The organism is Nocardia sp. FDAARGOS_372, from assembly GCF_002554515.1.
Lineage (GTDB): Bacteria > Actinomycetota > Actinomycetes > Mycobacteriales > Mycobacteriaceae > Nocardia > Nocardia farcinica.
In genome coordinates, this window is sequence record NZ_PDDW01000001.1 from 48,642 (window position 1) to 70,055 (window position 21,414).

Annotated in this window: 29 protein-coding genes; 24 read left to right on the plus strand and 5 right to left on the minus strand. The window is 68.8% G+C overall.

Features of this window, described 5'->3' with window-relative positions; all coding sequences use genetic code 11:
- Nucleotides 1-29 precede the first annotated feature (29 nt).
- The 22 genes from CRM89_RS00375 (at nucleotide 30) to CRM89_RS00470 (ending at nucleotide 16,348) form a co-directional block, all read left to right on the plus strand.
- Nucleotides 30-848, plus strand: coding sequence for a hypothetical protein (locus CRM89_RS00375; protein WP_216641953.1), 819 nt, complete (start codon nucleotides 30-32; stop codon nucleotides 846-848).
- A complete protein-coding gene (locus CRM89_RS00380) occupies nucleotides 848-1,282 on the plus strand; it encodes a hypothetical protein (protein WP_098082964.1) in 435 nt (144 codons plus the stop codon). The genes CRM89_RS00375 and CRM89_RS00380 overlap by 1 nt, the downstream gene beginning before the upstream one ends.
- Entirely contained in the window at nucleotides 1,279-1,683 is a 405-nt protein-coding gene (locus tag CRM89_RS00385; RefSeq protein WP_098082965.1) for a hypothetical protein, read from the plus strand. Before CRM89_RS00380 ends, CRM89_RS00385 begins: the two co-directional genes overlap by 4 nt.
- Before the next feature lie 4 nt (nucleotides 1,684-1,687).
- Nucleotides 1,688-6,172 (plus strand): phage tail tape measure protein, encoded by a 4,485-nt coding sequence (locus CRM89_RS31485; protein ID WP_253805077.1) that lies wholly within the window; start codon nucleotides 1,688-1,690, stop codon nucleotides 6,170-6,172.
- Nucleotides 6,169-7,110 (plus strand): phage tail protein, encoded by a 942-nt coding sequence (locus CRM89_RS00395; RefSeq protein ID WP_098082966.1) that lies wholly within the window; start codon nucleotides 6,169-6,171, stop codon nucleotides 7,108-7,110. Before CRM89_RS31485 ends, CRM89_RS00395 begins: the two co-directional genes overlap by 4 nt.
- Nucleotides 7,107-8,759, plus strand: a complete 1,653-nt coding sequence (locus CRM89_RS00400) for a phage tail protein (RefSeq protein ID WP_098082967.1) — start codon at nucleotides 7,107-7,109, stop codon at nucleotides 8,757-8,759. The genes CRM89_RS00395 and CRM89_RS00400 overlap by 4 nt, the downstream gene beginning before the upstream one ends.
- A 9-nt stretch (nucleotides 8,760-8,768) precedes the next feature.
- A complete protein-coding gene (locus CRM89_RS00405) occupies nucleotides 8,769-9,356 on the plus strand; it encodes a DUF2744 domain-containing protein (RefSeq protein WP_098082968.1) in 588 nt (195 codons plus the stop codon).
- Entirely contained in the window at nucleotides 9,356-9,913 is a 558-nt protein-coding gene (locus tag CRM89_RS00410) for a M15 family metallopeptidase (protein WP_098082969.1), read from the plus strand. Before CRM89_RS00405 ends, CRM89_RS00410 begins: the two co-directional genes overlap by 1 nt.
- A 682-nt stretch (nucleotides 9,914-10,595) precedes the next feature.
- Nucleotides 10,596-10,844 carry a hypothetical protein gene (locus tag CRM89_RS00415; protein WP_098082970.1) on the plus strand — a complete coding sequence of 83 codons (249 nt, stop codon included), beginning with the start codon at nucleotides 10,596-10,598 and terminating at the stop codon, nucleotides 10,842-10,844.
- Entirely contained in the window at nucleotides 10,841-11,086 is a 246-nt protein-coding gene (locus CRM89_RS00420) for a hypothetical protein (protein WP_098082919.1), read from the plus strand. Before CRM89_RS00415 ends, CRM89_RS00420 begins: the two co-directional genes overlap by 4 nt.
- Nucleotides 11,083-11,376 carry a hypothetical protein gene (locus tag CRM89_RS00425; RefSeq protein WP_011208075.1) on the plus strand — a complete coding sequence of 98 codons (294 nt, stop codon included), beginning with the start codon at nucleotides 11,083-11,085 and terminating at the stop codon, nucleotides 11,374-11,376. Before CRM89_RS00420 ends, CRM89_RS00425 begins: the two co-directional genes overlap by 4 nt.
- Entirely contained in the window at nucleotides 11,354-11,566 is a 213-nt protein-coding gene (locus CRM89_RS30255; protein ID WP_011208076.1) for a hypothetical protein, read from the plus strand. Before CRM89_RS00425 ends, CRM89_RS30255 begins: the two co-directional genes overlap by 23 nt.
- Complete coding sequence (locus tag CRM89_RS00430) at nucleotides 11,563-11,754, plus strand: hypothetical protein (protein WP_098082971.1); 192 nt, start codon at nucleotides 11,563-11,565, stop codon at nucleotides 11,752-11,754. The genes CRM89_RS30255 and CRM89_RS00430 overlap by 4 nt, the downstream gene beginning before the upstream one ends.
- Nucleotides 11,724-11,930: a hypothetical protein gene (locus tag CRM89_RS30260; RefSeq protein WP_127516020.1), complete on the plus strand. Its 207-nt coding sequence runs from the start codon at nucleotides 11,724-11,726 to the stop codon at nucleotides 11,928-11,930. The genes CRM89_RS00430 and CRM89_RS30260 overlap by 31 nt, the downstream gene beginning before the upstream one ends.
- A complete protein-coding gene (locus CRM89_RS00435) occupies nucleotides 11,927-12,592 on the plus strand; it encodes a hypothetical protein (protein ID WP_098082972.1) in 666 nt (221 codons plus the stop codon). The genes CRM89_RS30260 and CRM89_RS00435 overlap by 4 nt, the downstream gene beginning before the upstream one ends.
- A 10-nt stretch (nucleotides 12,593-12,602) precedes the next feature.
- The gene (locus CRM89_RS00440; protein ID WP_127516022.1) at nucleotides 12,603-12,926 is read left to right on the plus strand and encodes a hypothetical protein; all 324 of its coding nucleotides are present in this window, start codon (nucleotides 12,603-12,605) and stop codon (nucleotides 12,924-12,926) included.
- Nucleotides 12,923-13,873: a hypothetical protein gene (locus CRM89_RS00445; RefSeq protein WP_098082973.1), complete on the plus strand. Its 951-nt coding sequence runs from the start codon at nucleotides 12,923-12,925 to the stop codon at nucleotides 13,871-13,873. Before CRM89_RS00440 ends, CRM89_RS00445 begins: the two co-directional genes overlap by 4 nt.
- The gene (locus CRM89_RS30265) at nucleotides 13,840-14,172 is read left to right on the plus strand and encodes a hypothetical protein (RefSeq protein ID WP_127516024.1); all 333 of its coding nucleotides are present in this window, start codon (nucleotides 13,840-13,842) and stop codon (nucleotides 14,170-14,172) included. The genes CRM89_RS00445 and CRM89_RS30265 overlap by 34 nt, the downstream gene beginning before the upstream one ends.
- Nucleotides 14,169-14,486, plus strand: a complete 318-nt coding sequence (locus tag CRM89_RS00455) for a hypothetical protein (protein ID WP_098082923.1) — start codon at nucleotides 14,169-14,171, stop codon at nucleotides 14,484-14,486. Before CRM89_RS30265 ends, CRM89_RS00455 begins: the two co-directional genes overlap by 4 nt.
- A 10-nt stretch (nucleotides 14,487-14,496) precedes the next feature.
- Nucleotides 14,497-14,832, plus strand: coding sequence for a hypothetical protein (locus tag CRM89_RS00460; protein ID WP_253805078.1), 336 nt, complete (start codon nucleotides 14,497-14,499; stop codon nucleotides 14,830-14,832).
- 89 nt (nucleotides 14,833-14,921) lie between these two features.
- Nucleotides 14,922-16,016: a hypothetical protein gene (locus tag CRM89_RS00465; RefSeq protein WP_127516026.1), complete on the plus strand. Its 1,095-nt coding sequence runs from the start codon at nucleotides 14,922-14,924 to the stop codon at nucleotides 16,014-16,016.
- Nucleotides 16,017-16,027: 11 nt separating this feature from the next.
- Nucleotides 16,028-16,348: a hypothetical protein gene (locus tag CRM89_RS00470; RefSeq protein WP_011208084.1), complete on the plus strand. Its 321-nt coding sequence runs from the start codon at nucleotides 16,028-16,030 to the stop codon at nucleotides 16,346-16,348.
- Here CRM89_RS00470 and CRM89_RS00475 read toward each other — a convergent pair.
- Nucleotides 16,345-16,677: a hypothetical protein gene (locus CRM89_RS00475; RefSeq protein WP_127515999.1), complete on the minus strand. Its 333-nt coding sequence runs from the start codon at nucleotides 16,675-16,677 to the stop codon at nucleotides 16,345-16,347. The genes CRM89_RS00470 and CRM89_RS00475 overlap by 4 nt on opposite strands.
- 155 nt (nucleotides 16,678-16,832) lie before the next feature.
- On the opposite strand from CRM89_RS00475, the gene CRM89_RS30270 reads away from it, so the two are divergent.
- Nucleotides 16,833-17,012 (plus strand): hypothetical protein, encoded by a 180-nt coding sequence (locus tag CRM89_RS30270; protein WP_127516001.1) that lies wholly within the window; start codon nucleotides 16,833-16,835, stop codon nucleotides 17,010-17,012.
- Nucleotides 17,013-17,122: 110 nt separating this feature from the next.
- Here CRM89_RS30270 and CRM89_RS00480 read toward each other — a convergent pair whose 3' ends face one another.
- Nucleotides 17,123-17,371 (minus strand): hypothetical protein, encoded by a 249-nt coding sequence (locus CRM89_RS00480; protein WP_098082927.1) that lies wholly within the window; start codon nucleotides 17,369-17,371, stop codon nucleotides 17,123-17,125.
- A gap of 161 nt (nucleotides 17,372-17,532) precedes the next feature.
- Nucleotides 17,533-18,708 carry a helix-turn-helix domain-containing protein gene (locus tag CRM89_RS00485; protein ID WP_098082928.1) on the minus strand — a complete coding sequence of 392 codons (1,176 nt, stop codon included), beginning with the start codon at nucleotides 18,706-18,708 and terminating at the stop codon, nucleotides 17,533-17,535.
- Between the two features lie 154 nt (nucleotides 18,709-18,862).
- On the opposite strand from CRM89_RS00485, the gene CRM89_RS00490 reads away from it, so the two are divergent.
- On the plus strand, nucleotides 18,863-19,663 hold the full coding sequence (locus CRM89_RS00490; protein ID WP_212735017.1) for a ComEC/Rec2 family competence protein: 801 nt from the start codon (nucleotides 18,863-18,865) through the stop codon (nucleotides 19,661-19,663).
- Here CRM89_RS00490 and CRM89_RS00495 read toward each other — a convergent pair.
- On the minus strand, nucleotides 19,660-20,892 hold the full coding sequence (locus CRM89_RS00495; protein ID WP_098082976.1) for an RNA polymerase sigma factor: 1,233 nt from the start codon (nucleotides 20,890-20,892) through the stop codon (nucleotides 19,660-19,662). The two genes, CRM89_RS00490 and CRM89_RS00495, sit on opposite strands and share 4 nt — an antisense overlap.
- Entirely contained in the window at nucleotides 20,889-21,263 is a 375-nt protein-coding gene (locus CRM89_RS00500; protein WP_086842840.1) for a YciI family protein, read from the minus strand. Before CRM89_RS00500 ends, CRM89_RS00495 begins: the two co-directional genes overlap by 4 nt.
- Between the last annotated feature and the right edge of the window lie 151 nt (nucleotides 21,264-21,414).

Below are 21,414 nucleotides of genomic sequence, written 5' to 3' on the forward strand. Positions count from 1 at the left end.
TTGGCGGGCACCTCACCAGAGGAGGCATCGTGAGCGATCACGCCGCACCCGAAAAGTCCTACATCTGGCTCGACGGCGACGGTTACCGCGCCCCGGCCCGCACCGCCCGCCCCGAAGACCCGTTCGCGATCGATCCTGTCAGCGGGTCGGTCCGCTGGGATGCCTTCGGCGGCATCGAGGCCGGCTTCGAGTTGACCCCAACCCGGGACGTCAACCCGAAGCGGGTATGGAACCGCAGGTTGGCCCCGTACAAGGTCATCAAGTCCCCGACCGAGGAGCGGATCAAGCTGCGCCCGGTGGACTACTCGGTGGCCACTGTGCTGACCGCGCTGCAGGGCGGCAGCATCGCCGAGGTCCCGCCCGGCTCCGGTGTGTACGAGTGGTCGATGGGCGACGACGAAGAGTTCGCGCTGCTGATGGTGCTGCGCGACGACGCGGCCACCCAAGCGTTCTACTCCCCGCTGGTCACCCTCACCACCCCGCCGCCGCGCACCTTCGGCGGTGAGGATCTGGACGGGTTCGAGCTCGAGCTGCTGGCCCTGGAACCGTTCGTGCCGCTCACCAGCTTCAACCCGCTGCAGACACAGGCGACCGTCACCCTCCCGGCGGGCACCACCGGCGGCACGTTCACCCTGTCGTTCGGTGGGCAGACCACCACCGGCATCGCCTACGACGCGACCGCGGCCACGGTGCAGTCCGCGCTGGAAGCCCTCTCCACTGTGGGCACCGGCAACGCGACGGTCACCGGCCCCACCGGCGGCCCCTACTCGGTGACCATCACCGCGCCCGGCACCCTGTCGGCCAGCGGCGCGAGCCTCACCCCAGCGGGCACGGTGGTCATCTCCTGATGGCCACCACCAAGCGCGCGACCACCCCTCGCACCGCCCGGCCGGCGCGGGCCACCAAGCCCGCGCCGGCCGCGGAGGCCATCGACATCCTCGCCGACTTCGGCACCGACGAGAAGCCGCCCGTTCCCATCCGCCTGGGCGGTGTCGAGGCCGATGTGCGTCGCGGGTTCTCCGGCGATGAGGTGGTGCAGTTCCACAAGCTGCTCAGCCGAGGCGAGTTCGAGCAGATGCTCACCCTCATCACCACCGACGGACCCGGCCTGTGGCAGTTCATCGCCGACCTCAACCCGGACCTGGCGTCGAAGGCGATGAACCGCATCATCAACCTGAGCGAGCTGGCAGAGGGAAACCTGCTCGCGCCCTTGCCGGGCTACGGGATGACCAATCCCGCTGGGGCGCAACCTTCGCCAGAGTCCAGTACTACCACGGGGTGAACTTGCGGGTCGCGCTCGCGACCATGCCCTACACCGATGTGGCGGCACTGATCGAAGACGCCGAAGCCCGCGACGCGCAGCGGGCCCGCGACAGCGAAAACCTCGCCATGCTCGTGGACCGCTGCGACTTCGATACCACCTTCGGCTACGTCTCCGCAGTCACCGACCCCGACGACCCTCAGGTCAAGGCAGAGCGGGCACGGCGCCTCAAGTACGGCATCAAACCACCCCCGACCCCGATCCTGCCGCCGGTCGCACAACGCCCTCCGGAGATCACCGAACAGCTGATCGCCCGGTTCCGGGAAGCGCAGAAGCCCTATCAGATCCCCGACCAACGCTCGTCTGGTCCGAAGTCGAAACTCGCGCAATTGAATCAGGCGCGCGCTCAAGCTGGGAGGTGAGCCTGTGGCCGGTGGCCGGATCGACATCCTCGTTGCACCCGACCTGCGCCAGTTCATCCCTGCCATGCGGGCAGGTCTGGCGCCAGCGGTCGGGGTGGCGGGGGCGATCGGCGCCAGCCTCGGCGTCGCCGTCGGCGGGGCCGCGGTGGCGTTCGGCAAGGTCATCGAGATCGGTAACGACTTCACCACCAGCCTGAACACGATGAAGGCCGTCGCCGGCGCCACCGCCGATCAGATGGCGAAGGTGTCGGAGAAGGCCAAGCAGCTCGGCAACGACGCCCAGCTGCCCGGCACCTCCGCCAACGACGCCGCAGCGGCGATGACCGAACTCGCCAAGGGCGGGTTCACCGTCCAGCAGTCGATGGACGCCGCCCGCGGATCCCTCGCGCTGGCGGCCGCAGCGCAGATCGACGCCGCCGAAGCCGCCCGTATCCAGTCCTCGGCTCTGCAGGCGTTCGGGCTGGATGCCAGCCAAGCCAGCCGGGTCGCCGACGTGCTCGCCAACACCGCCAACGCATCCTCGGCAGAGATCTCCGAAGTCGCCTACGCCCTGCAGAGCGGCGGCGCGGTGGCCAAGCAGTTCGGGCTGACCATCGAAGACACCGCCGCCGCGATCGGCCTCATGGCCAACACCGGCATCAAGGGCTCCGACGCCGGCACCCTGCTCAAGTCCGCGCTGCTCGCGCTCACCGACACGGGCAAGCCCGCGCAGGAAGCGATGGAGAAGCTCGGCCTGACCGTCTACAACAGCCAGGGCCAGTTCGTCGGCCTGCACGCGTTGTTCGAGCAGCTCGACGCAGCAGCTGGGCGCATGACCCCGGAGATGTATCAGGCGGCCACCGCCACCCTGTTCGGCTCCGACGCGATGCGGTTGGCGTCCATCGCGGCCGACAAGGGCGCCGAAGGCTTCGACAAGATGCACGACGCCATGTCGAAGCAAGGCTCTGCCATCGACGTCGCCGCGGCGAAAATGGAGGGCCTGCCCGGCGCGATGCAGCGCATCACCAACGCGGCCCAGAATTTGGCCCTCGAGGTGTACGACCTCGTCAAGGGACCGATGGAATCCCTAGCCGAGGGCGCCGCGAACCAGATCACCGCGATGACACCCCGCATCGTCGACGGCCTGCACGCCACCGCCGATGCCGCGATCGATGTCGGGCAAGCGATCGCGCCGGTGATCGCCACCATCGCCGACCTCCCCGCACCGGTGCTGGCGGCAGCCGCTGCGTTCGTCGTGCTCCGCACCACCTCCCTCGCGGCGATGTTCGCCACCGCCGCATCCGCAGCAGGCAGCTTCCTCGTCGCCGCCCGCAACGTCGCCACCGCCACCGGCGGTGTCGCCAACGTCGCCGGTATGGGCGCGGTCGCGATGGGCCGGTTCGGCTCCGCTGTCCAGCAACTGGGCCAGCACGCCCCGGTGGTGGCGCGGATGCAGCAGGCGTACATGAACGCCGCCACCGCCGCGAGCACGTTCGGCCGCACCCAGGGCGCTGTCGCCGCCGGCGCGGTGGGTGTGCGGTCCGCGGTCAGCGGTGTGGTCAGCGCCCTCGGCGGTCCTTGGGTCATCGGACTCGCCGCCGCCGCCGCCGCGGTGTACCAGCTGTACTCGGAGATGCGGAAGGGCGAAGAGCACGCCAAGGCGATGCGTAACAGCCTCCGCGAAATCGGCGCCACGCGAAGTGAACTCGCTGAGCTGTTCGCGCTGAACGAGGGCGCGTTCAACGACCAGGCCATTCAGAACGTGACCCGGCAGATCGGGATCATGAAGAAGAGCCTGGACGACGCGGCGAACTTCAAGCCCGGTTTCCTCGAACGCAACTTCACCCCGCCGTGGATGGACTCGGCGCGTAACAAGCAGTGGTACGCCGAGCAGTGGGAGGGCGCCAAGCGGGTCATCGACGACCTCAAGCTGTCTGATGAGCAACTTGCCGCGACCCTCGCCGACAGCAGCAAGTTCAACGAACTGTCGGCCAAGTTGCAGACGATGGGCACCCACGGCAGGTTCGCGCTCTCGGAGCTGCAGGCGTTGCGGGATGAGATCGTCCGCACGCAGGAGACCGCCCGCAACACCACGCCGGGGTTCGCCACCCTCAGCCAGGCGGTGAAGGTCCTCGCGGATGCGTCGTCGTCGGCGGCCGAGCGGATCGACGCGATGAAGACCGCCCTGGACGTGATGTCGGGCAAGCCGATCGCCGCTCAGGACGCGTTGGCCAAGTACAACCAGCAGGTTCGCGATACCGCCGCTGCCACCTCCGAGGCGTGGGACGCCTCGCAAGGATTCGGCGCCCAGCTCATCGGGCAGGGCGGGCAGGTCGACACCGCCACCGCCAACGGCCAGCGCCTGTACGAGACGCTGACGAAGATCCGCGACGCCACCATCACCGCGGCCGAGGCTGGGGTGCCGCTGGGCCCGATCCTGGCGCAGAACGATCAGCAGTTCGCGCAGTTGGCCAACTCCACCGGCCTGGCGCAGGAGCAGATCAACCAGATGGCCGCCGCCCTGGGCTACCTGCCGCGCGACATCGAGATCCTGGCCAACCTGCGCAACGCCGACTCCGTCGAGCAACAGCTGCTCGTCATCCAAGGTCTGCTGCGCACCAACGCCAACGGTGTGGAGATCCCGGTCCAAGCGTTGACCGAGGAAGCGCGGGCCCGGCTGACCGAGGTCGGCGTGAAGATCGAGGACGTCAACGGCAAGCCCGGAATCGTCAGCGTCACCGCCCCGAACCTGGCTGCGGTGTTGGCGAGCCTGGATTCGCTGATCGCGAAGAAGCTCCCGGACAAGACCCAGAAGGTGAACATCACCTACGAGGAAGCCACCGCCTCCGGTGAGTGGCGTGCCCCGATGGTGATCCCGCAGCCCCGCGCCGACGGAGGCGTGGACGGACCCCTGCCCAGCCAGGCCGTGATCCAGTCCCCGAAGTCACGGCTCTACCAGTGGGCCGAACCGGAAACCGGTGGAGAAGCGTTCATTCCGCTGGCGCCCGCCAAGCGAGGCCGCTCCGTTCAGATCCTCGACCAGGTCGCCGGGATGTTCGGGTTCGGGCTGACGAAGATGGCTGACGGCGGTATCGCGGTCGGCCGGGCCATGAACTTCCTGCGCGGCGAATCCGGCAAGCCCTACCAGTACGCAGGCGTCGGCAACCCGAGTTGGGATTGCTCAGCGTTCATCTCCGCCGCCTACGCCCTGCTCAAGGGGCTGGACCCCTACATCCGCTGGTTCACCACCGAATCGGACTTCACCGCGCTGGGCTTCCGGCAGGGCAAGGACCCGACCGGGCGCGGCTTGGACATCGGGATCTTCCGCGGCGGCGGCGGCCAATATTCGCACATGGCCGGCACCCTCGCCGGTGTCGCGCTCGAGTCGGGCGCCAACGGTGTCCTCGTCGGTGCTGGGGCGCAGAGCGCGGCCAGCCCCGAACTTCCATTGAAGTTCTACCTTCCCGCGTCGGCGTTCAACCCGCCCGACTCCGGCGCCTCCCGCAGCCGTCGGTCGCGGTCCTCGTCGACCCGCGACACCTGGGACGAGTCCGACGAGCTGGAGTTGGAGTCCGCGCGGATCTCGGCCAACCAGGCACGAGAGGACCGCGACCGGGATCTGGCGGATGCGAAGAAGACCCCGGACGAGAAGCGGCAAGCCGAAATCCGTGCCCGCCAAGCCCAGCTGCGGGTGGAAGAGATGGAGCAGCAGAAGGCCGAAGCCAACTCCACCGGCGGGCCGGTCCCGGAAGCGCCAGAACTGACCGGGTCGATGTCAGACGACGAGATCCGGTTGGCCGACCTGCAGCAGGCGCTGGAGACCGCCAAGGCCGACCGCAACGAGGTCTACGCCGACCCCGACGCTACCGACGAGGACCGGGCCGCGGCCGACCGCGAGGTGTATTCGGCGATGAACGCCATCGTCGCCGAGCAGAAGAAGCAACGCGAATCCCTCGCCGGTGCCAGCGGGTCCAGCTACACCGGGACCAGCCCGATCCAGATGCTCGGCGACGCCATCTCCGAAGCCGTCACCGGGCAGCTCAAGGACGCACTCAACGTCGTCGGACTGGGCGGAGACATCGGGGGAGTCACCGGCGCCGCCATCGGTGTCGCCGCCGACCTGGCCAAGCAGTCCCAGGACAAGCCCACACCGGCCTCACCCAGTGCGGGCGAGCTGGCCAAGCAGGGTCCCGTCGTGCCCGGAAGCCCGGGCTGGATCGAGGAGTTGATGAAGACGCTGCGCATCCCCGCGGTCGTCCGCGACCAAGGCGGCCCGTTGCCGAACAACACCGTCGCGATCAACACGAGCGGTGAAACCGAGTGGGTGCTCACCGGCGCACAGATGCGCGATGCCGCGACCCGCCGGTCCCGGCCGATGCAGAACATCGACGCCCGCACGATCATCGAGAACCTGCACACCGGCATGAGCGCGGGCGAGTTCCAGCGCGAGTGGAAGATGCTGCAGATCAATCAGCGGGACCGGGTGCGCGGATTGGTGCCGCGCGCATGATCGAGCTGCCCGACGAAACACTCATCGAGTTGGAGGGCTGCGACGGCCAATGGTGGCCGCTGGCTGGCCCTGGCCAGTGGGGGCGAGGGGTGTGCCTGGCCGACGAGGATGAGGGCACCGACTTCGACGGCATGTACGAGTCGCCGGTCACCGCGATCTACAACTCGACAGCGTTCGAGGTCGGCGCCCACTTCGGCGGCACCCGGGAGGAGAAGTTCGACTTCATCCTGGCCCTGCACGTCAAGGGCGAGAAGGGTATGCCGTGGCGGTACATCGACTCCGCGTTCCGTAACTCCCTGAGCTTCCGCCGGGAGTCGAAACTGTGGGTGGCCACCGGTGATTCGCGCCGCCGACTCCCTGTCCGGCTGGGCGCGAAGGTCAACATCAAGGCGGTCAACGACCCGAACTCCGAGCAGTACGGGAAGCTGCTGGTGCCGCTGGTCGGCGCCTACCCGCGCTGGGTCGAAGACCCCGCTGTGTCGACGTTCATCACCCAGACCGACACCACCGGAGGCGGGACAGAGACCGGGTATGTGACGGTGTCGAACCCGCTGCCGGAGGACTACGAGATCTGGCCGGTCTGGCAGATCCAAGCCTCCGCCGCCGGGATGGTGGTCACTTTGCCCGACTACTCGTGGGGCAGCGACCTCTACGACCGCGCCGAAGAAGATGCCCTCCGCAAAGTGGTGCTCGCGCCGCTGCTCGCCGGCGAGCATCTCAAGATCAACACCGACAAGATGGCGTGGGGCGGCCAGTTCAACTCCTCCCTGGACACCGAGTTCCCCCAGCGGATGGGCGGCCGGCGCCTGAACTACTCGATCCCGGGCCGCACCAAGCCCACTCAAGTCCCCGTCACCGTGACCGGCGCACCCGCTGGGACCGGTATCCGGGTGCTTTGCCCGCGGCCGTGGCCGCGCCCGTGGGGAGGTGAAGCGTGACCACCGTCGAAACGATCGACTTCGACCAGGTCTTCGGCGAGATCGACGAGCGGCTGCGCAAGGACCAAGAACGGCGTATCCGCAAACCCTTGGTGCGTATCTGGGACGGCGACTGGAACCTGGTCGGCGAAGTCCACAACGAGATCTCCGCGAAGTTCACGCTGCCGGAGAACGAAACCGGCGTCGGCACGATCGAGCTTCCCGCCCAGTACTACCTGTCGAAGTGGTTGACCAACCACGACGACCGCCTCCACAACGTCCACGTCACCGTCGACAAGGACGGCGCCCGGTGGGGCGGAATGCTCGACGACCTCGAAGGCTACAAGGACGACACCGGCCGCCGGGTCGTGAAGGCCAGCTTCAAGTCGGACTACGAGCACCTCAAGAACATCCTCGCCTACAGCAATCCGTTCCTGCCGCCGGAGATCCAGTTCCCCCGGCTGTGGATCTTGTTCGGGCCCGCGAAGTGGGCGCTCAAGCTGACGCTTTTCGTCAACCTCCTCCGCCTGCAAGGGCTCGATGGACTGTGGACGCTGCCCGACGACCCGATGGATCCCGAGCAGTGGCTCGACCTCGACCAGTCGAATTGGCAGATGGTGGTGGCGCCGACCCCGATCGGCACCGACCACTCGCAGTTCGCGATCATCAGCTCCCGCTTCAAGTACATGCACGACGTCGCCAAGCGCGCGGTCGCGGACGCGCAGCTCACATGGCAGCCGCGCCGCTACCTCGACGGTGACGAACCGCCCTGGGAGGGCGCGAACCTCAAGCACGGCTGCCTGGTGTGGGACCTCGTCGACAACTCCGGCTGGGACACCGAAACATCCTTCGGCGGCAACATCTTCACCGGACTCGTTCGCGCGTTCACCACCATCGGCTCCGACGGCATGACCGAAGGCGTCGACATCATCGACGACCCGACATTCCCGCCGGAGTACTCCATCCCCGGGTGGAAGGGCACGATCCCTCGGGCACCGGGCATCATCCTGCGCGACGGCGAACGCACCGGCATCCAGTCCCACAGCTTCCACTGGAAACCGGCCACGGCCACCGAGTTCGTCACTGGCGGCCACTCGATGCCCGGCGTGAACGAGCTGATCTCGGCCACCATCAACATGGTCGGGGATCTGGTGGCTGCCGCGTTGTTCATCCCGCCCGTCGGCGGCATGGCCGACGCCCTGCTCAAACCGCTCTACACCGACGTCTTCCTGGCGTTCATGAAGTGGCAGGACATCGGCCGCGCTCAGAAGCTGGGCTGGTCGCACTACTTCGAGACCTGGTGCGAGGGCGCCGACCGCGCCTATACCTTGTCCGCGCTGATCGCACTGAGGACGGGGATGTGGCGGACCCGGGAGCAGACGTCCCACACCGTCACCGTCGCTGACGGCGTGGAGAACCTGCGTATCGGTGAGCGGGGCAAGGGCAACGCCTTCCTCGGAACCCGCATCGGCACCACTGTCCGCGACTGGGGCAAGCCCGGCCGCGTGTACGTCGACCGCATCACCGAACTCGTCCTCGCCTGGGACCGCGCCACCACCCCGGCGTGGACGATCACCGTCGGTCACCGCGAACCCGAAGACCCGGTGGCCAAGGCTCTGGAAATGCTGCAAGACGTCATGTCCATCGCCCGCGACCTGGGTGTTCTGTAGGAGGTTGGATTGGGCAAGATCTGGCAGCTCGAGGACATCGACCCCGACGACCCTGAGCAGCGGTTCCTGCCTGTGCTCCAGTACATCCCGGTCGGGTTCGGCACCGACGCCGGCGGCCGCAACCGGATCGTGCTTCCGGAAGCGTTGGCCCGCGCGATTTCCAAACACCTCACCGAGTGCGGTGTCCCCCCGGTCGACCCCGCGCAGGCGGTGAAGAAGCTCCGCGCCCCCTACCGCGGCGAGCAGTCACCGCTCAATCCGCTCGGAGACTGGGTGTCGATCGACGAGCCCGACCCGCCCAAGGTTCGGCTGCAGGACCCGGCGGCGATGACCCCACCGGAACGCACCGCGCTGGTGGAGAAGCTGCGCTACATGGGGTACCGGATCAACGAACCCCTCGCGCCGAAGCCCGTCGCCCAAGTCATCGACGCGATCGACGACCCACCGCGCTTCGACCCGCACACGCACTCGGTGACCGAGGTCAACGCCTACCTGCGCGACCTCGACGACGACGAGGTGGAGAAACGCCGCGTGCTCTACCAGGAGAAACGCGGGCAGGCCCGCCGAGGAATCCTCAAACGCTGGGAAGGAGCCTGATGAGCTTCCGAACCGTGTACGACTACACCCATTCCGAGAACGGGTGGCCGATGTGCGACAGAGACGAATGCGTGATCGCTGACGTCCCGCTGGAGTTCATCGACACCGCGCCGATCCGCCGCGGCGACGCGGCCACGATCCTCGGGGCGTGGATGGTCTGGTACGACCGCAACGTTGAGGAGATCGTCTCCCCGGTGTGGGGGTGGTCCCGCGAGAACTTGGTGCCCAACAGCAACCACCTGTCGGGCACGGCGATCGATCTGAACGCTCCGAAGTACCCGTGGGGACGGCGGGTGATGGCCCGTGATCTCGCGGACAAGGTCCGTGCAGGGCTGCAGCTGTTCGAGGGCTGCGTTTTCTGGGGCGCGGACTGGACGAGAGCCGACGAGATGCACTACCAGATCGGCCGGCTCGAAGGCGACCCGGTGCTGGTGAGCTTCGCGCAACGCCTGCGCGCCGGGCACTTGGGCATCTACGGCCCACCTCCACCGCCGGAGTACAGCGAGTTCGTCAGGACCGGGTTCGCGCAGCTGCTGCCGCCGTCGAGGAGGATCTGATGGGCACCACCTGGGCCGACGTCTCGCAGCACCAGCGGATCGCGGTGGATGCGAGCTACCCGCACCCCGTCTTCTGCTTCCGCACCAACTCCGGCGACAAGATCGACACCCTCGCCATCGAGAACGCGGTGCGGGCACAGGATCTGATCAAGGCTGGGCAGATCCAGGCGGTGATCGCCTACTACTTCTTCTGGCCCGGCCAAGCCAACTGCGACCTGCACAAGACCATCCTGGAGCAGGCGGGGCTGTGGGGGGACCCGCGGCTGGTGACGATGGTCGACGTCGAAGGCGCACCCCTCAACGGCGTGAAGCGGATCCGGGGTGATCAGTCGCCGGAGGTGAATGACGAGGTCGACCGGCTGCGCAAGTGGTACGGCGACCCGCGGCGGGTGATCGGCTACTGGAACCCCGTCGCCGACCCTGAGTTGTGGCCGTCGCGTCTGGACGGGATGCGGCTGGTGGTGCCGTCCTACGGCCGCCCGCCCGGCCAGCCTGCGCAGAAGCCGCGCGGCTACTTCGCCCACCAGTACACCGACCGCGGTCAGTGCGCGCCGTGGCCGGAGGGCGTGGACCTGAATTTCAGCGACCTCGAGTTGCCGGAGCTGCTGGCCTCGTGGGGAATCGATCAAGGAGGAAGACCCGTGGGAGACATCGTCACCGAGGCCGCCGCCCAGCTGCACCCGTGGCCCGGCAAGATCCGCCCGATCCAGCACCCGAGCACGTCAACGAGTCCACGAAGTCTCCGGCCGAGCCGTGGACCTACGACATGTGGGCCGACGTCTGGAACGAGGTGGTGTGGGACGGCTTCGAGCTGCCCGAATCCACCGACGACGAACCGAAGTCGCTGGTCGGTTGGACGCTCGACACCGCGGCGCGGGTGCGTCGCATCGAGGCCAAGCTGGACCGGCTGCTGGAAGGCGGTGCGAAGTGACCTCGCTCAACCCGCTGCGGTACAAGCCGTCCCAGATCGCGAAGGCGCTCATCGCCGCGCTGACCTCCATCGTGGGCCTGCTCGGTCTGGCGGCGAGCACCTTCGCCGACGGCGCGCTGGCCACCGTTGGACAATGGGCGATCGCAGCCGTCCTGTTCCTCACTCCGATCCTGGTGTTCTTGAAGAAGGCGGAGCCCTGGATCGGGATGCTGGACCAGCTACGCGGTGATGCCCGCGAATGAGCGAGCTGACCGCGCTGCCGTGGGACTCGGTCGGCACCGTTGGCCTGGCCCTCATCGTCATGGCCATGGTCGTGACCGGGCGCCTCGTGCCACGGTCCATGCTCGACAAGCTGACCACCGACCTGGCGCAGCAGAACGAGTACCTGCGCAAGCACATCGACGCCCAGCAGGCCGTGAAAAGCGAGCTGGCGACACAGAACACGGAGCTGTTGAGCACCGCGAAGCTGGCGACGGCGCTGCTCCAGGCGGTCGCTCCGAGGGAGAGCCATGTGGCCCAAGACCAGGAGTGACCGCAAGGAGTCGGCGCCGACCCGGCAGGCACGCGAAGGTGCACAGCGGGCGGAGGCAGAGCTGGCGGCGGTGCGACGGCAACGCAACGTCGTCGACAACCTTGCCGCGTTCATTGCCAGGAAGATCGAGGCCAACCACTTCGGGGAGCAAATCGAGAAGTCCATCGCACTCCGGAGGGGAGCTTCATGAGCGTCCGCGTGAATCACATCGTCCTGGCCGCGGCGACCCTGGCCGGGGGAGCGGCGTACATCTTCGTCCCGAACCGCGAGGCGCTGGCGAACGGGCTGCTGGCGACGATCGCTGTCCTCGGCTGGATCTTCGTGGCCGCCTACGGGATCCGCTCGAGGTGGACTTCTACCGCCGCCGGCCGGGGGTGATGCGGCTGATGGTGTGCCTGGCGCTGATCTGCACCCACGGCACCGCCACCCTGCTGTGGGGCTACCCCGGACGCGACTTCATCCGGCCGCTGCTCCTGCTGGCCATCGTGCTGGCAGTGCTCGATCTCCTGGCGACCCTGCTCCGTCTGCAGAGGACGAGGAGTGAGGCCGGATGACCACGCCAGGCGGTTCGCCTCCCGACGACGACTATGCGTGGGAGTGGGGCACGGACTTCGGCTCCACCCTAGACGAGGCCACGATCCTCGCGATCTCCACCAACGGCGCCAAGACGAAATTCACCGGCGTGCAGGGCGCGGTCGGATCCGAGATCCGCGAACCCGCTGAGCACACCCGCCTCATCGCCGTGTCAGCGCAGGGCACCGCGGACGAAGCCGTCACCACCGCGCAAGCTGCCGCGAACGCGGCCGCGAACGCGGAGAACCTGGCCGACGCCGCGTACGAGAACAGCCAGGAATGGAGCCTGGAGTTCGTGTGCGCTTCAGCGGAGGTGCTGCTGGGCGTGAACGAGCTGCTGGTGGGGCCCATGCTGAACGTGCGCGACGGCCTGAACGCGATCCTCACCGACATTCACGTCGCGTTGCTCGAACAGCACAACGGCATGACGATCCAGACCCGCAAATGGAACGCCGAGGGCACCGCGTACACGGTGGCGCATGAAGGCTCACTCGGACCCAACACCACTCGGCGCAGCTTCTCCGCGCTGTCAGTCCCGGTCGAAGACCTCGAACGGTTCTTCCCCTACGTCACCGCTGTCGTCGGTTCGGTCCCTCCGCAGGTGCTGCAGATCTGCGTGGCCGGCGTCTACGTCCCTGAATGAGGTGGTCTTGATGGCACGAGTATTCGAATGCGTCAGCGCCTCGGGCGCGGCGGTGCGCGACTACGTGATCCAGCCGAACCGGGAAGCCCTGTGGTGCGCGCTGTTCGATGTCGCGTCACTCGACAACCTGTTCGACATGACCCCGGCCGAGCAAGCGGTGTCGGTGGTCGACGCCGCGATCGCTCGGCTGACCGCTGACCCGGAGGCGTTCCGGCCGCTGCTCGCCGACGACGACATCGTGGGACTGCGCGGCAACCGCGGCGTGCTGATGAGCCTGCGCAAGCACCTGGTCACGGTAGGTGGCACGATCTCCGGCGCGGTGGAGTCCGAGTGAGCTTCCTGCTGCGCCGGAACCTACCGTGGGCGTGGGCTGGCTGGCGCGACCTCGACGCCGAGCACGCACGCCCGGACGAGAACCCGATCAAGCCGCCCTGGAAACGCACCAACATGGCCAGGTCGGTGTGGCTGCAAGGCAACGAACTACGCATCGCCGACTACTCCGAAACGGTGTTCCAAGTTGGCGGGGTCTCCTACGAGCAGATGTGCTACACCCCGGAGTGGGGCGCCGAGTACGACCTGAACATCGACGGCAACATCATCCAGCTCCAATTCTGGGGCGCGGCGATCTCTTCGTCCTGGTCGAAGGTCGGGTTCAGCGACCTGCTGAACGTGCCCATCGTGGTCGTGTACCGCGATGCCGCCTCCGCGGTGAACACGATCCGGATCATCGTCTACCGCAACGCCTCCACCATCGAGACACTCGCCTCCACGCAGGCGTACTCGGGGCTGATGCAGCGGTCGTGGTGGCGGATGAAGATCCGCATCAGCCTCGACCACCTGGTGCGCGTCTACTACAACGACATCCTGCTCCTGCAGCACTGGCTACCGAACTCACTGGCAGCCGGACCGAACAAGCGGGCACTGAGCTTCCTGAACCAAACCAGCGCCACCTCGTATCAGAAGAACTTCCGCCTCGGCGACTACCCGCCGGAGTACCAGATCCTGCGGCCGTCACAGTGGGCGGAGATCTTCGCTGACGACTTCAACCGCCCGGACGGAGCGGTCGGAAACGGCTGGACCCAGTTCGGTGTCAACGCCGAGATCAGGTCCGGGTCATGGACGACGATCGGCACCACCAACGGCAACCGAGCGATCCTGCGCAACTCCGGCAACGTCAACGGGGTGCAGCGGGTCGAAGGATCCTCGGCGGGTTCATCGACCCCACCACCGGCTATTCGTCGCTCATCGTGCGCGGGAACGCTGAGGGCACCCTCGGGCTGATCGGGACCTTCGCCGACAACGACCTGCGCATCGCCCGCTACACCAGCATCCTGTCCGGCGGCACCGTCGAGGCCGTCACGTATGTGACCACCGCCGATTACGGAATCCTCGACAACAACCTGCCCGTCGCTTTCTGCGCCAACGGGCAATTCGCGTGGCTGGAAATCGACGGAGAAGTGGTGCTGCTGTGCGAGATCACCAACGGCCCGACCGGCTCGTGGATGGGCGCACGGGTGCAGCGTGACGGCGTGAACTCCGCATCGTGGAACAGCATTCGACTGATGGAGGCAGCCCTGTGAAAAGCTACGGCCTCGGGTGGGCGCCGCACCGCAACCACATCAACCTCTACACCGGCGCCGACTGGATCCTCGAACGCACCAACCCCGACGGGATCTTCCCACCCGGCACCTCGATCGAGATCAAGTGGGAGAACGGGCAGACCTGGCCCGGCAGCATCGACGGCGACACCGTGTCCTGGCGCGTCGAATCCGCCACCGTCGCCCTCGTCCCGGACCAAACCGAGTTCACCATCTGGGTCCGCTACCCCAACGCCGAAACCTCCACCACCGACGACTACCCGTGGATCATCGGCGCCGCCCGATACCAGCAGTGAGGAGCCCTTCATGTCTTCGACCACCGCCGTGAAGAACTCGATGGCCAACGCCTGGGCCGCCCAAGGCAACACCTACTCCCTGCACACCGGCGACCCCGGCGCCGCGGGCACCGCCAACGAAGCGACCGGCGGCGGCTACTCCCGCCAGAACACCACCTGGGGATCAGCATCCGCCGGCACCGTCACCGGATCTCAGATCACCTTCACCGTCGTCGCGGGCAGCTACACACACATGTGCCGCTGGAACGGGTCGACGCTGTTGAACGTGTTCGACACCACCGACGCCATCGTGAACCCCGCCGGAGAAGTGAAGGTCACCCCCTCCTACACCTACACCGGCGACTGATGCGCCTACCCGACGCCGACACCGGCGCATTCCCCGCACCACGCCCTGACACCGGCACACTCACGGTGCCGGGCAGGGACACCGCATCGGTGACATTCCCGCCGCGGCCGGTGTTCGCGGTGATCATCACCGCCCCCGCCATGGCCGCCGGTGTCGCGCACGCGGTGATCGTGCACGTCCCCTGGCGTGACGCCGCCGCGGCAGGCGGCGGCACCGGCTCCGCGGTGCTCGTGGCAGCCACAGCGATCACCGTCGACGCCGCCGGGGCTGGTGACGGCACCCCGACGGTGGTGAAGACCGTCATCGACGCACCCGCTTACGGTGAGGGCGCGGCCTCGCATCTGGTCGCGGTCACCGCTACCGGTCTCGTCTCGGCTGCCGGTTCTGGTGCTGGTGCCGTGGTAACCGGTGTGGCGTCGGTGCTCGCTGCGGCAGCGGCCGGGCAAGGAACCACCGCAGTGGTTGTGGTGGTGACGCCAGCGATCACGGTGCCTGCCGCCGCGACCGGTGCAGGGTCGGCTGCGGTGACCCCGAGCGTGGCGGTGACCGTCGCCGCGGCTGCGGTCGGCGCGGGCTCGGCGGTGGTGTTCACCGGCGCCCAGTACAGCGACGACTTCGACCGCGCCAACGGACCATTGGGCGCGAACTGGGTCACGCTGGGAAGCTTCGCCCCCGTCATCGACGGCAACAAGGCCCAAGCCGGAACCAGCGGCCCGTCCAACACCGGCACCGTGTACCCGGCGCGGTGGGCGCAACCGGTCGCCACCGACACCCACGAAGTGTCCTGCGTCGTCATCACCCCCGCCACCGCGCCGAATCTGCAACGCGGCGGTGGGGTGTTCGTTCGCTGCGACAGCGCAGGCAACCGGGTCGAAGCGCTCGTCTCCGACACCGACGCCTACATCTTCACCCGCATCGGCGGCACACTCACCCAACGCGCCACCATTCCCGCCGCCATCCCCTCCGGCACCGCGCTGCGGATCCGCGCCTCCGGCAACGTGTACAGCGTGTACCTGGCAGGCAGCTCCACCCCAGCGCTCACCTGGACCGACACCGGCGGAGCCATCAGCATCGGCGCCAACAACCGCTACGTCGGCATCCTCACCGCCGGCACCGAGAACTTCTCCGGCACCCCCACCGGATACGGGTACGCCATCGACAACTGGGTCGGCAAGGACAGCTAAGGAGAGACATCATGGCCGCGGACAGCATCATCGCCGGACCTCTGCTGCTGCAGACGAAATGGGGTCCCGGCGGCCTCGGCCCCGCCCGGCCCGGAGCGATGGGCATGGGCTACGCCTACGACTCGACCACCGGCGAGATCGCCACCGACAACGACGGCAACGCGATCCTGGTGTCCGCCGAGGAGGAGTTCTCCCTGGCCGACTACCCCGACACCACCGCGCTGCGGGCTCGGATCATCGCGAACATGACCAGCCAGTTCAAGGCCGCTGGCCTGATCCCCGCGGAGGCCGAGGTCACCGCCCAGTGGATCGACGTCCCACCTGCGGCCTAGCTGGTCGCGATGTCGATCGTGGCCGCCACAACTACCAGGACGAACAGGCCACCGAGGATGATCCACAGGCCACGCAGCGAACCTCCGCGCCCGGACTTTCGCACGGGCGCGTCGGACGGTGAAAGGGTGGACCAGGCGACGAACGTGCACGCCAGGAACAGCACTGCGCCGCCAGCGATCCAGGCACCGCGGTTCGAGGGGTTCGTACGGCAGCTCTCGTAGCCGAGTATCGAGGTGCTGCACACTTCCTGCGGGTTCGCAAGGTCGAACACCAGCAGTACGACTCCGACAAGCAACGCCACCGCACCGGCTACCGTCAGCGATCGCATCAGCGCCAGCTGAGGTTTGGTCATCATCTCCCTTCGTCCTTCCGACGGAGGGACGCTACCTGTACACGAACGCCCCCGCTGATCCTTCACAGGATCGGCGGGGGCGCATTCGGCGTTTCAGCAGTCGAGCGGCCGAGGGAAGAGGACACTCGGGGATGGTGCGCGACTACGAGGCCGAGATGCATGCGTGGATCGCCAAGCAGCAGGTGGAGAAGTGGCCGCCGCTGTCTGAGCGGCAGAAGCAGGTTATCCGCGCGGCGTTCGCTGAGCTGCATCGTCGGTCAGTCTTCGGCCGGGACCGCGATCATGTCCCCGCCGAGGTCGACGAGGACTGACACGGCACCGTCGGCGTCGACCATCCATCCGCGTGGCCCATCCGAACGCGCGGCTTGCATCTTGGCTTCGTCGTCGGCTTCCCACATCGCCCGCAGCTCGGCGAGATCCATCATTCGAGACCCCGCGTGCTCCGCGGGTCGGGTACGACGTGGCCGGCCTCGACGAGCACCCGGTGCGCGGCGCGCTTGCGGGCGCACGTCTCGATCGGGCAGGAGGCGTGCCGCTGCATCGCGTAGTGCGCAGCATCGACGGTGAAAGGGCGGTCGGGTGCCTCGTGCGGCCAGGCTTGCGGGAGCATCGTGCGGTCGAGTAGTGCGTCCTCGAGCGCGATGTGCTCGGTGATGTCGGGTGCGGCCATGTGTCCCCCAGGGGCGGCGTGGATTGGTAGGCACCCGACGCCGGGGCGGGAGCACTCCCGGCGCCGGGGCTGCCCTCAGCCTCACCCAGCGGGACACGCTGCCGCACTGACAGATTCAGGCCGTGTCGGCCGCATCTAGTACTTTGCGGGATCCCGCAAAGTCACAGCTCGAGACGCACGGTGTCGGCGAGCTGGCGCATCTCGTCGGTCAGGGTGCGGCGGCGCTCCACCATCTCGCCCACGATGTCGCGGGCGTAACGCTGCTGCGCCAGCCACTGGGGCGCCACCTGCGCGACCGTCAACAGCGCGCCCGTCGCCTCACTCCACTGGCCGAGCTGGGTGTGCGCGTTGGCCATGTCGAGGCGGTGACGCAGGCGGCCGGCCGCGGTGGGAAGCAGCGTGGCCGGCGGCGTGCGTTCGGCGATCGCCAGCGCGAGCGCGGGTTGCTCTGTGATCGCGGCCGTTTCGGCGGCCAGGTGCTCGACGCTGGTCGGCCCGAAGATCCGCGTGGTCGCCAGCTCCGTGCACACCTCGGTGCCGATGCGGGCCGCGGCGGCGCGGGCCAGGCCGAGCGCGTCGTCGTGCTCGTGCGGGCGGTTGTCACGGGCGGCGATCGTGGCGACGTACAGCCACAGCCGCCCCCAGATCGCCAGCGCCGACACGGTCGCCCGCGAGAAACGCGGCTCGATGCGGTCGGCGGTGGACATCGCCAGCGTGCGGGCCTCGGAGAGATTGCCTTGCCGGATCTCCGACCACACGCGGGTGGTGACCGCGCCCGCGGCGAGGATCTCGTCGTCGGCGGCGTCGACGGCCTGGTCGAGCACGACCGCGGCGTCGTCCCACTGCCGATTCTGGACGAGCAGCCAGCCGACCATGCCGAGCGCGGCCGACCGTAGCCCGCGGTCGTCGATCGTCGCGGAGTCGCGCAGGAGCGCCGGCGCGTCGGCGGCCATCTCCGAATACCGGTGCGCGGCCATCAGACCTTGCAGGCGGCGCAGCTCGGCGCGCACCTCGGTGGCGGTGGGCTGGTCGGCCTCGTCGGATTCGGGCGGGGCGGCGAGCGCGTGACGTACAGGCTCCCACAGGTCGAGGGTGGCTGTGTCGGCGGATTCGGCGTCGCTGTGGCTGTCGCCCTGGAGCACGCTGGTCGGCACGCCGAGCGCGGCGGCGAGCTTGCGCAGCGTCGCCAGGCGCGGGGTGCCGTGCTCGTGCTGCTCCAGCTTGCAGACGGTAGAGAGGGAGACGCCGGCCGCGGCGGCGAGTTCGGTTTGAGTGAGGCTGCGCCGCTTCCGTATCGAGGCCAGACGGTCGCCGAGGTCGCGGGTACGATCAGACACGATTCCTCCATCCCAGGAGTCCGGGCCCCCGAGCGGTAGCCGCCGCTGCGGGGGTCATTTCTGCTCAGGGTACGACGATTTCGCCGCGCGCCGCTCGGGAAGCCAGGGCGTAGGTCGGTCGCGCAGCTGCGCAAACAAGTACCGCTAACAAGTAGTGAGCGGGGCGAACTTCACGATCGTGCTCACGGTGGTGCTCGGTGCGGCGCGGCGGCTCGGCCTGAGTCCGCGGTCCGCGGTGGCGGTCGCGGCGGCGGCGTTGGTGATGTTCGTGGTGGTGGCGCGGCCGGATCCGAGCGTGCTGCGCGCGGCGGCGATGGGGGTGGTCACGCTGGCGGCGGTGACGACCGGGCGGCGCAAGCAGGCGCTGCCCGCGCTGTGCGCCGCGGTGATCGGGCTGCTGCTGTACCGGCCGGAATTGGCGGTGAGTGCGGGGTTCGCGCTGTCGGTCCTGGCGACCGGCGCGCTGATCCTGCTCGCGCCCAGCTGGGCGGACTGGTTGCGGGAGCGGGGGTGGTGGCAGCTCCCGGCCGAGATCGTCGCCGTCTCGGCGGCCGCGTTCACCGTTACCGTGCCACTCCTGGTGGCATTGACCGGCCGGGTCAGTCTTGTCGCGGTCGCGGCGAACGTGCTGGTGGCTCCGGTGATCGCGCCGGTGACGATCATCGGGGCGGCCGCGGCCGCGGTCGCCTGGTTCTGGTCGCCGCTCGCGGAAGTGGTACTGCACCTGGCGATCCCGCCGTTGTGGTGGCTGCTCACCGTCGCCGGCCGCGCCGCCGCGTGGCCGGGCGCGGTGCTGTCGGTGCCCGGTGGGGCGGCAGGCGGGTTCGTCGCGGCCGCGGTGGTGGTCGCGATCGTCGCGGCGTTGCGGTACCGGGAACCGCGCCGGATCGTGACGGTGGTGGCGGTGGCCGCCCTGTCGACGCTGTTCCTGGTCCGGCTGTTGAGTCCCGGTTAGCGCCGCGGCGATCCACGGACCGCCGCTCCGCGCGCCCGAAGGAACTCCCGTACGGCCGGGTCGTCGGTGAGCGTGGCCGCCGTGTCGTACGCGGCGGCGGCTTCGGCGAACCGTCCGGCGCGGGCGAGGAGATCCGCGCGGGTGGCGTGGTAGGGCTGGAACCGCTCCCGCTCGGGCGGCAGGCGGTCGAGTAGGCACAGCCCGTCCTCGGCGGAGTCGGTGCGGCCGAGCACCGCGGCGTGCGCGGTGCGGCTGCCGAGAGTGGGGGCGACGGCGACCAGGGCGGTGTAGAGGGTGCGCAGTGCCTGCCAATCGGTGTCGCCGGTGGTGAGCCGGGCGCAGTGCACGGCGTGGATGGCCGCCTCGAGCTGGAAACGGCCCGGCGCCGCGCCCGGCCGCTCGGCCCGGCGGAGGTAGTCCTCGCCCTCGGTGATCAGCCGCGGATCCCAGTCGGCGGGGTCCTGCGCGTCGAGCGGCCGGAAGACGGTGTCGGCCGGGCTGTTCCGCGCCGCGACCAGGGTGGTCAGGGCGGCCAGAGCCCACGCCTCCGGTTCGTCGGCGAGCAGGGTGGCCAGCGTGACCGCGAGGTAGCGGGCCTCACCCGCGAGCGACCGGGTGCCCTCGCGCCAGGTCAGGGCGTGGCACCCGTAGATCGCCTCCAGTACGGGCGGCAACCGCTCGGCCAACGCGCCCCGCCCCGGCACCACGAACGGGATCCGGGCATCGCGGATGCGGCGTTTGGCCCGCACCAGCCGCTGCTGCATCGCCGCCGGTGACACCGCGAACGCCCGGGCCACCTGGGACGAGTCGAAGCCGAGCACGGTCTGCAGCATCAGCGGCGTGCGGGCCTCGGCGGCGACGGCGGGGTGGGCGCACACGAACAGCAGCGCCAGCCGCCGGTCCGGAATGGCATCGGCGTCGAGGTCGTCGAGCAGCGCGACGCCCTCGACGGGTGGGTCCTCGGTGTCGAGCGGCACGCTGCGCCGGTACCCCGCCGACTTCCACACGTCGCGCTGACGGTTGCGCGCCACCGTCAGCAACCAGCCCTCCGGGTTGGCCGGCACACCCCGGCGGGGCCAGGTGCGAAGTGCCTGCTCGAAGGCCTCCGCCAGGGTGTCCTCGGCGAGCGTCAGGTCGCCGCAACCGGCGGCCAGCACCGCGACCAGCCGCCCGTACGACGTGCGCGCGGTGTGCTCGGCCACCGCCGCCGCGGTGTCCGCGCCGGTCACGACGGCACCCAGACCCCGTCCTCGGTGTGCACCGCGCCCGGACGGATCTCGACGCAGCCCCAGCCGAGCGGCGGTGCCTGACGGGCGAGGTCCAGGGCGGCGTCGAGGTCGGGGACGTCGATGATCATCACCCCGCCGAGCTGCTCCTTGGTGTCGGCGTACGGGCCGTCCTGGATGCGCAGCCGCCCGTCGACGAGTCGCAGCGTGGTCGACCGGTCGGAGGGCTGCAACACCTGGCCGGATACGAGGACACCGGCCTGTTCCAGCGTCGCGGCGTAGGCGGCGAACTGCTGCCTGCCGGACGCCATCGCCTCGGCGCCGAGCGACTCCTCGGTCTCCTCGGGGTAGTGGAACAACAGCATGTATCGCATGATTCGATCCTCACAGAGTGGCGGGCCGCGCGGACCCGGTCGCGGGTGATGGGTGGCGACGCGGTCGCGCCGCCGACACCTCCATGACGAGAACGCCCCCGCGCGACCGACACCGCGGCCGATCCGGTGCTGTCGGTCGCGGACCGTAGGA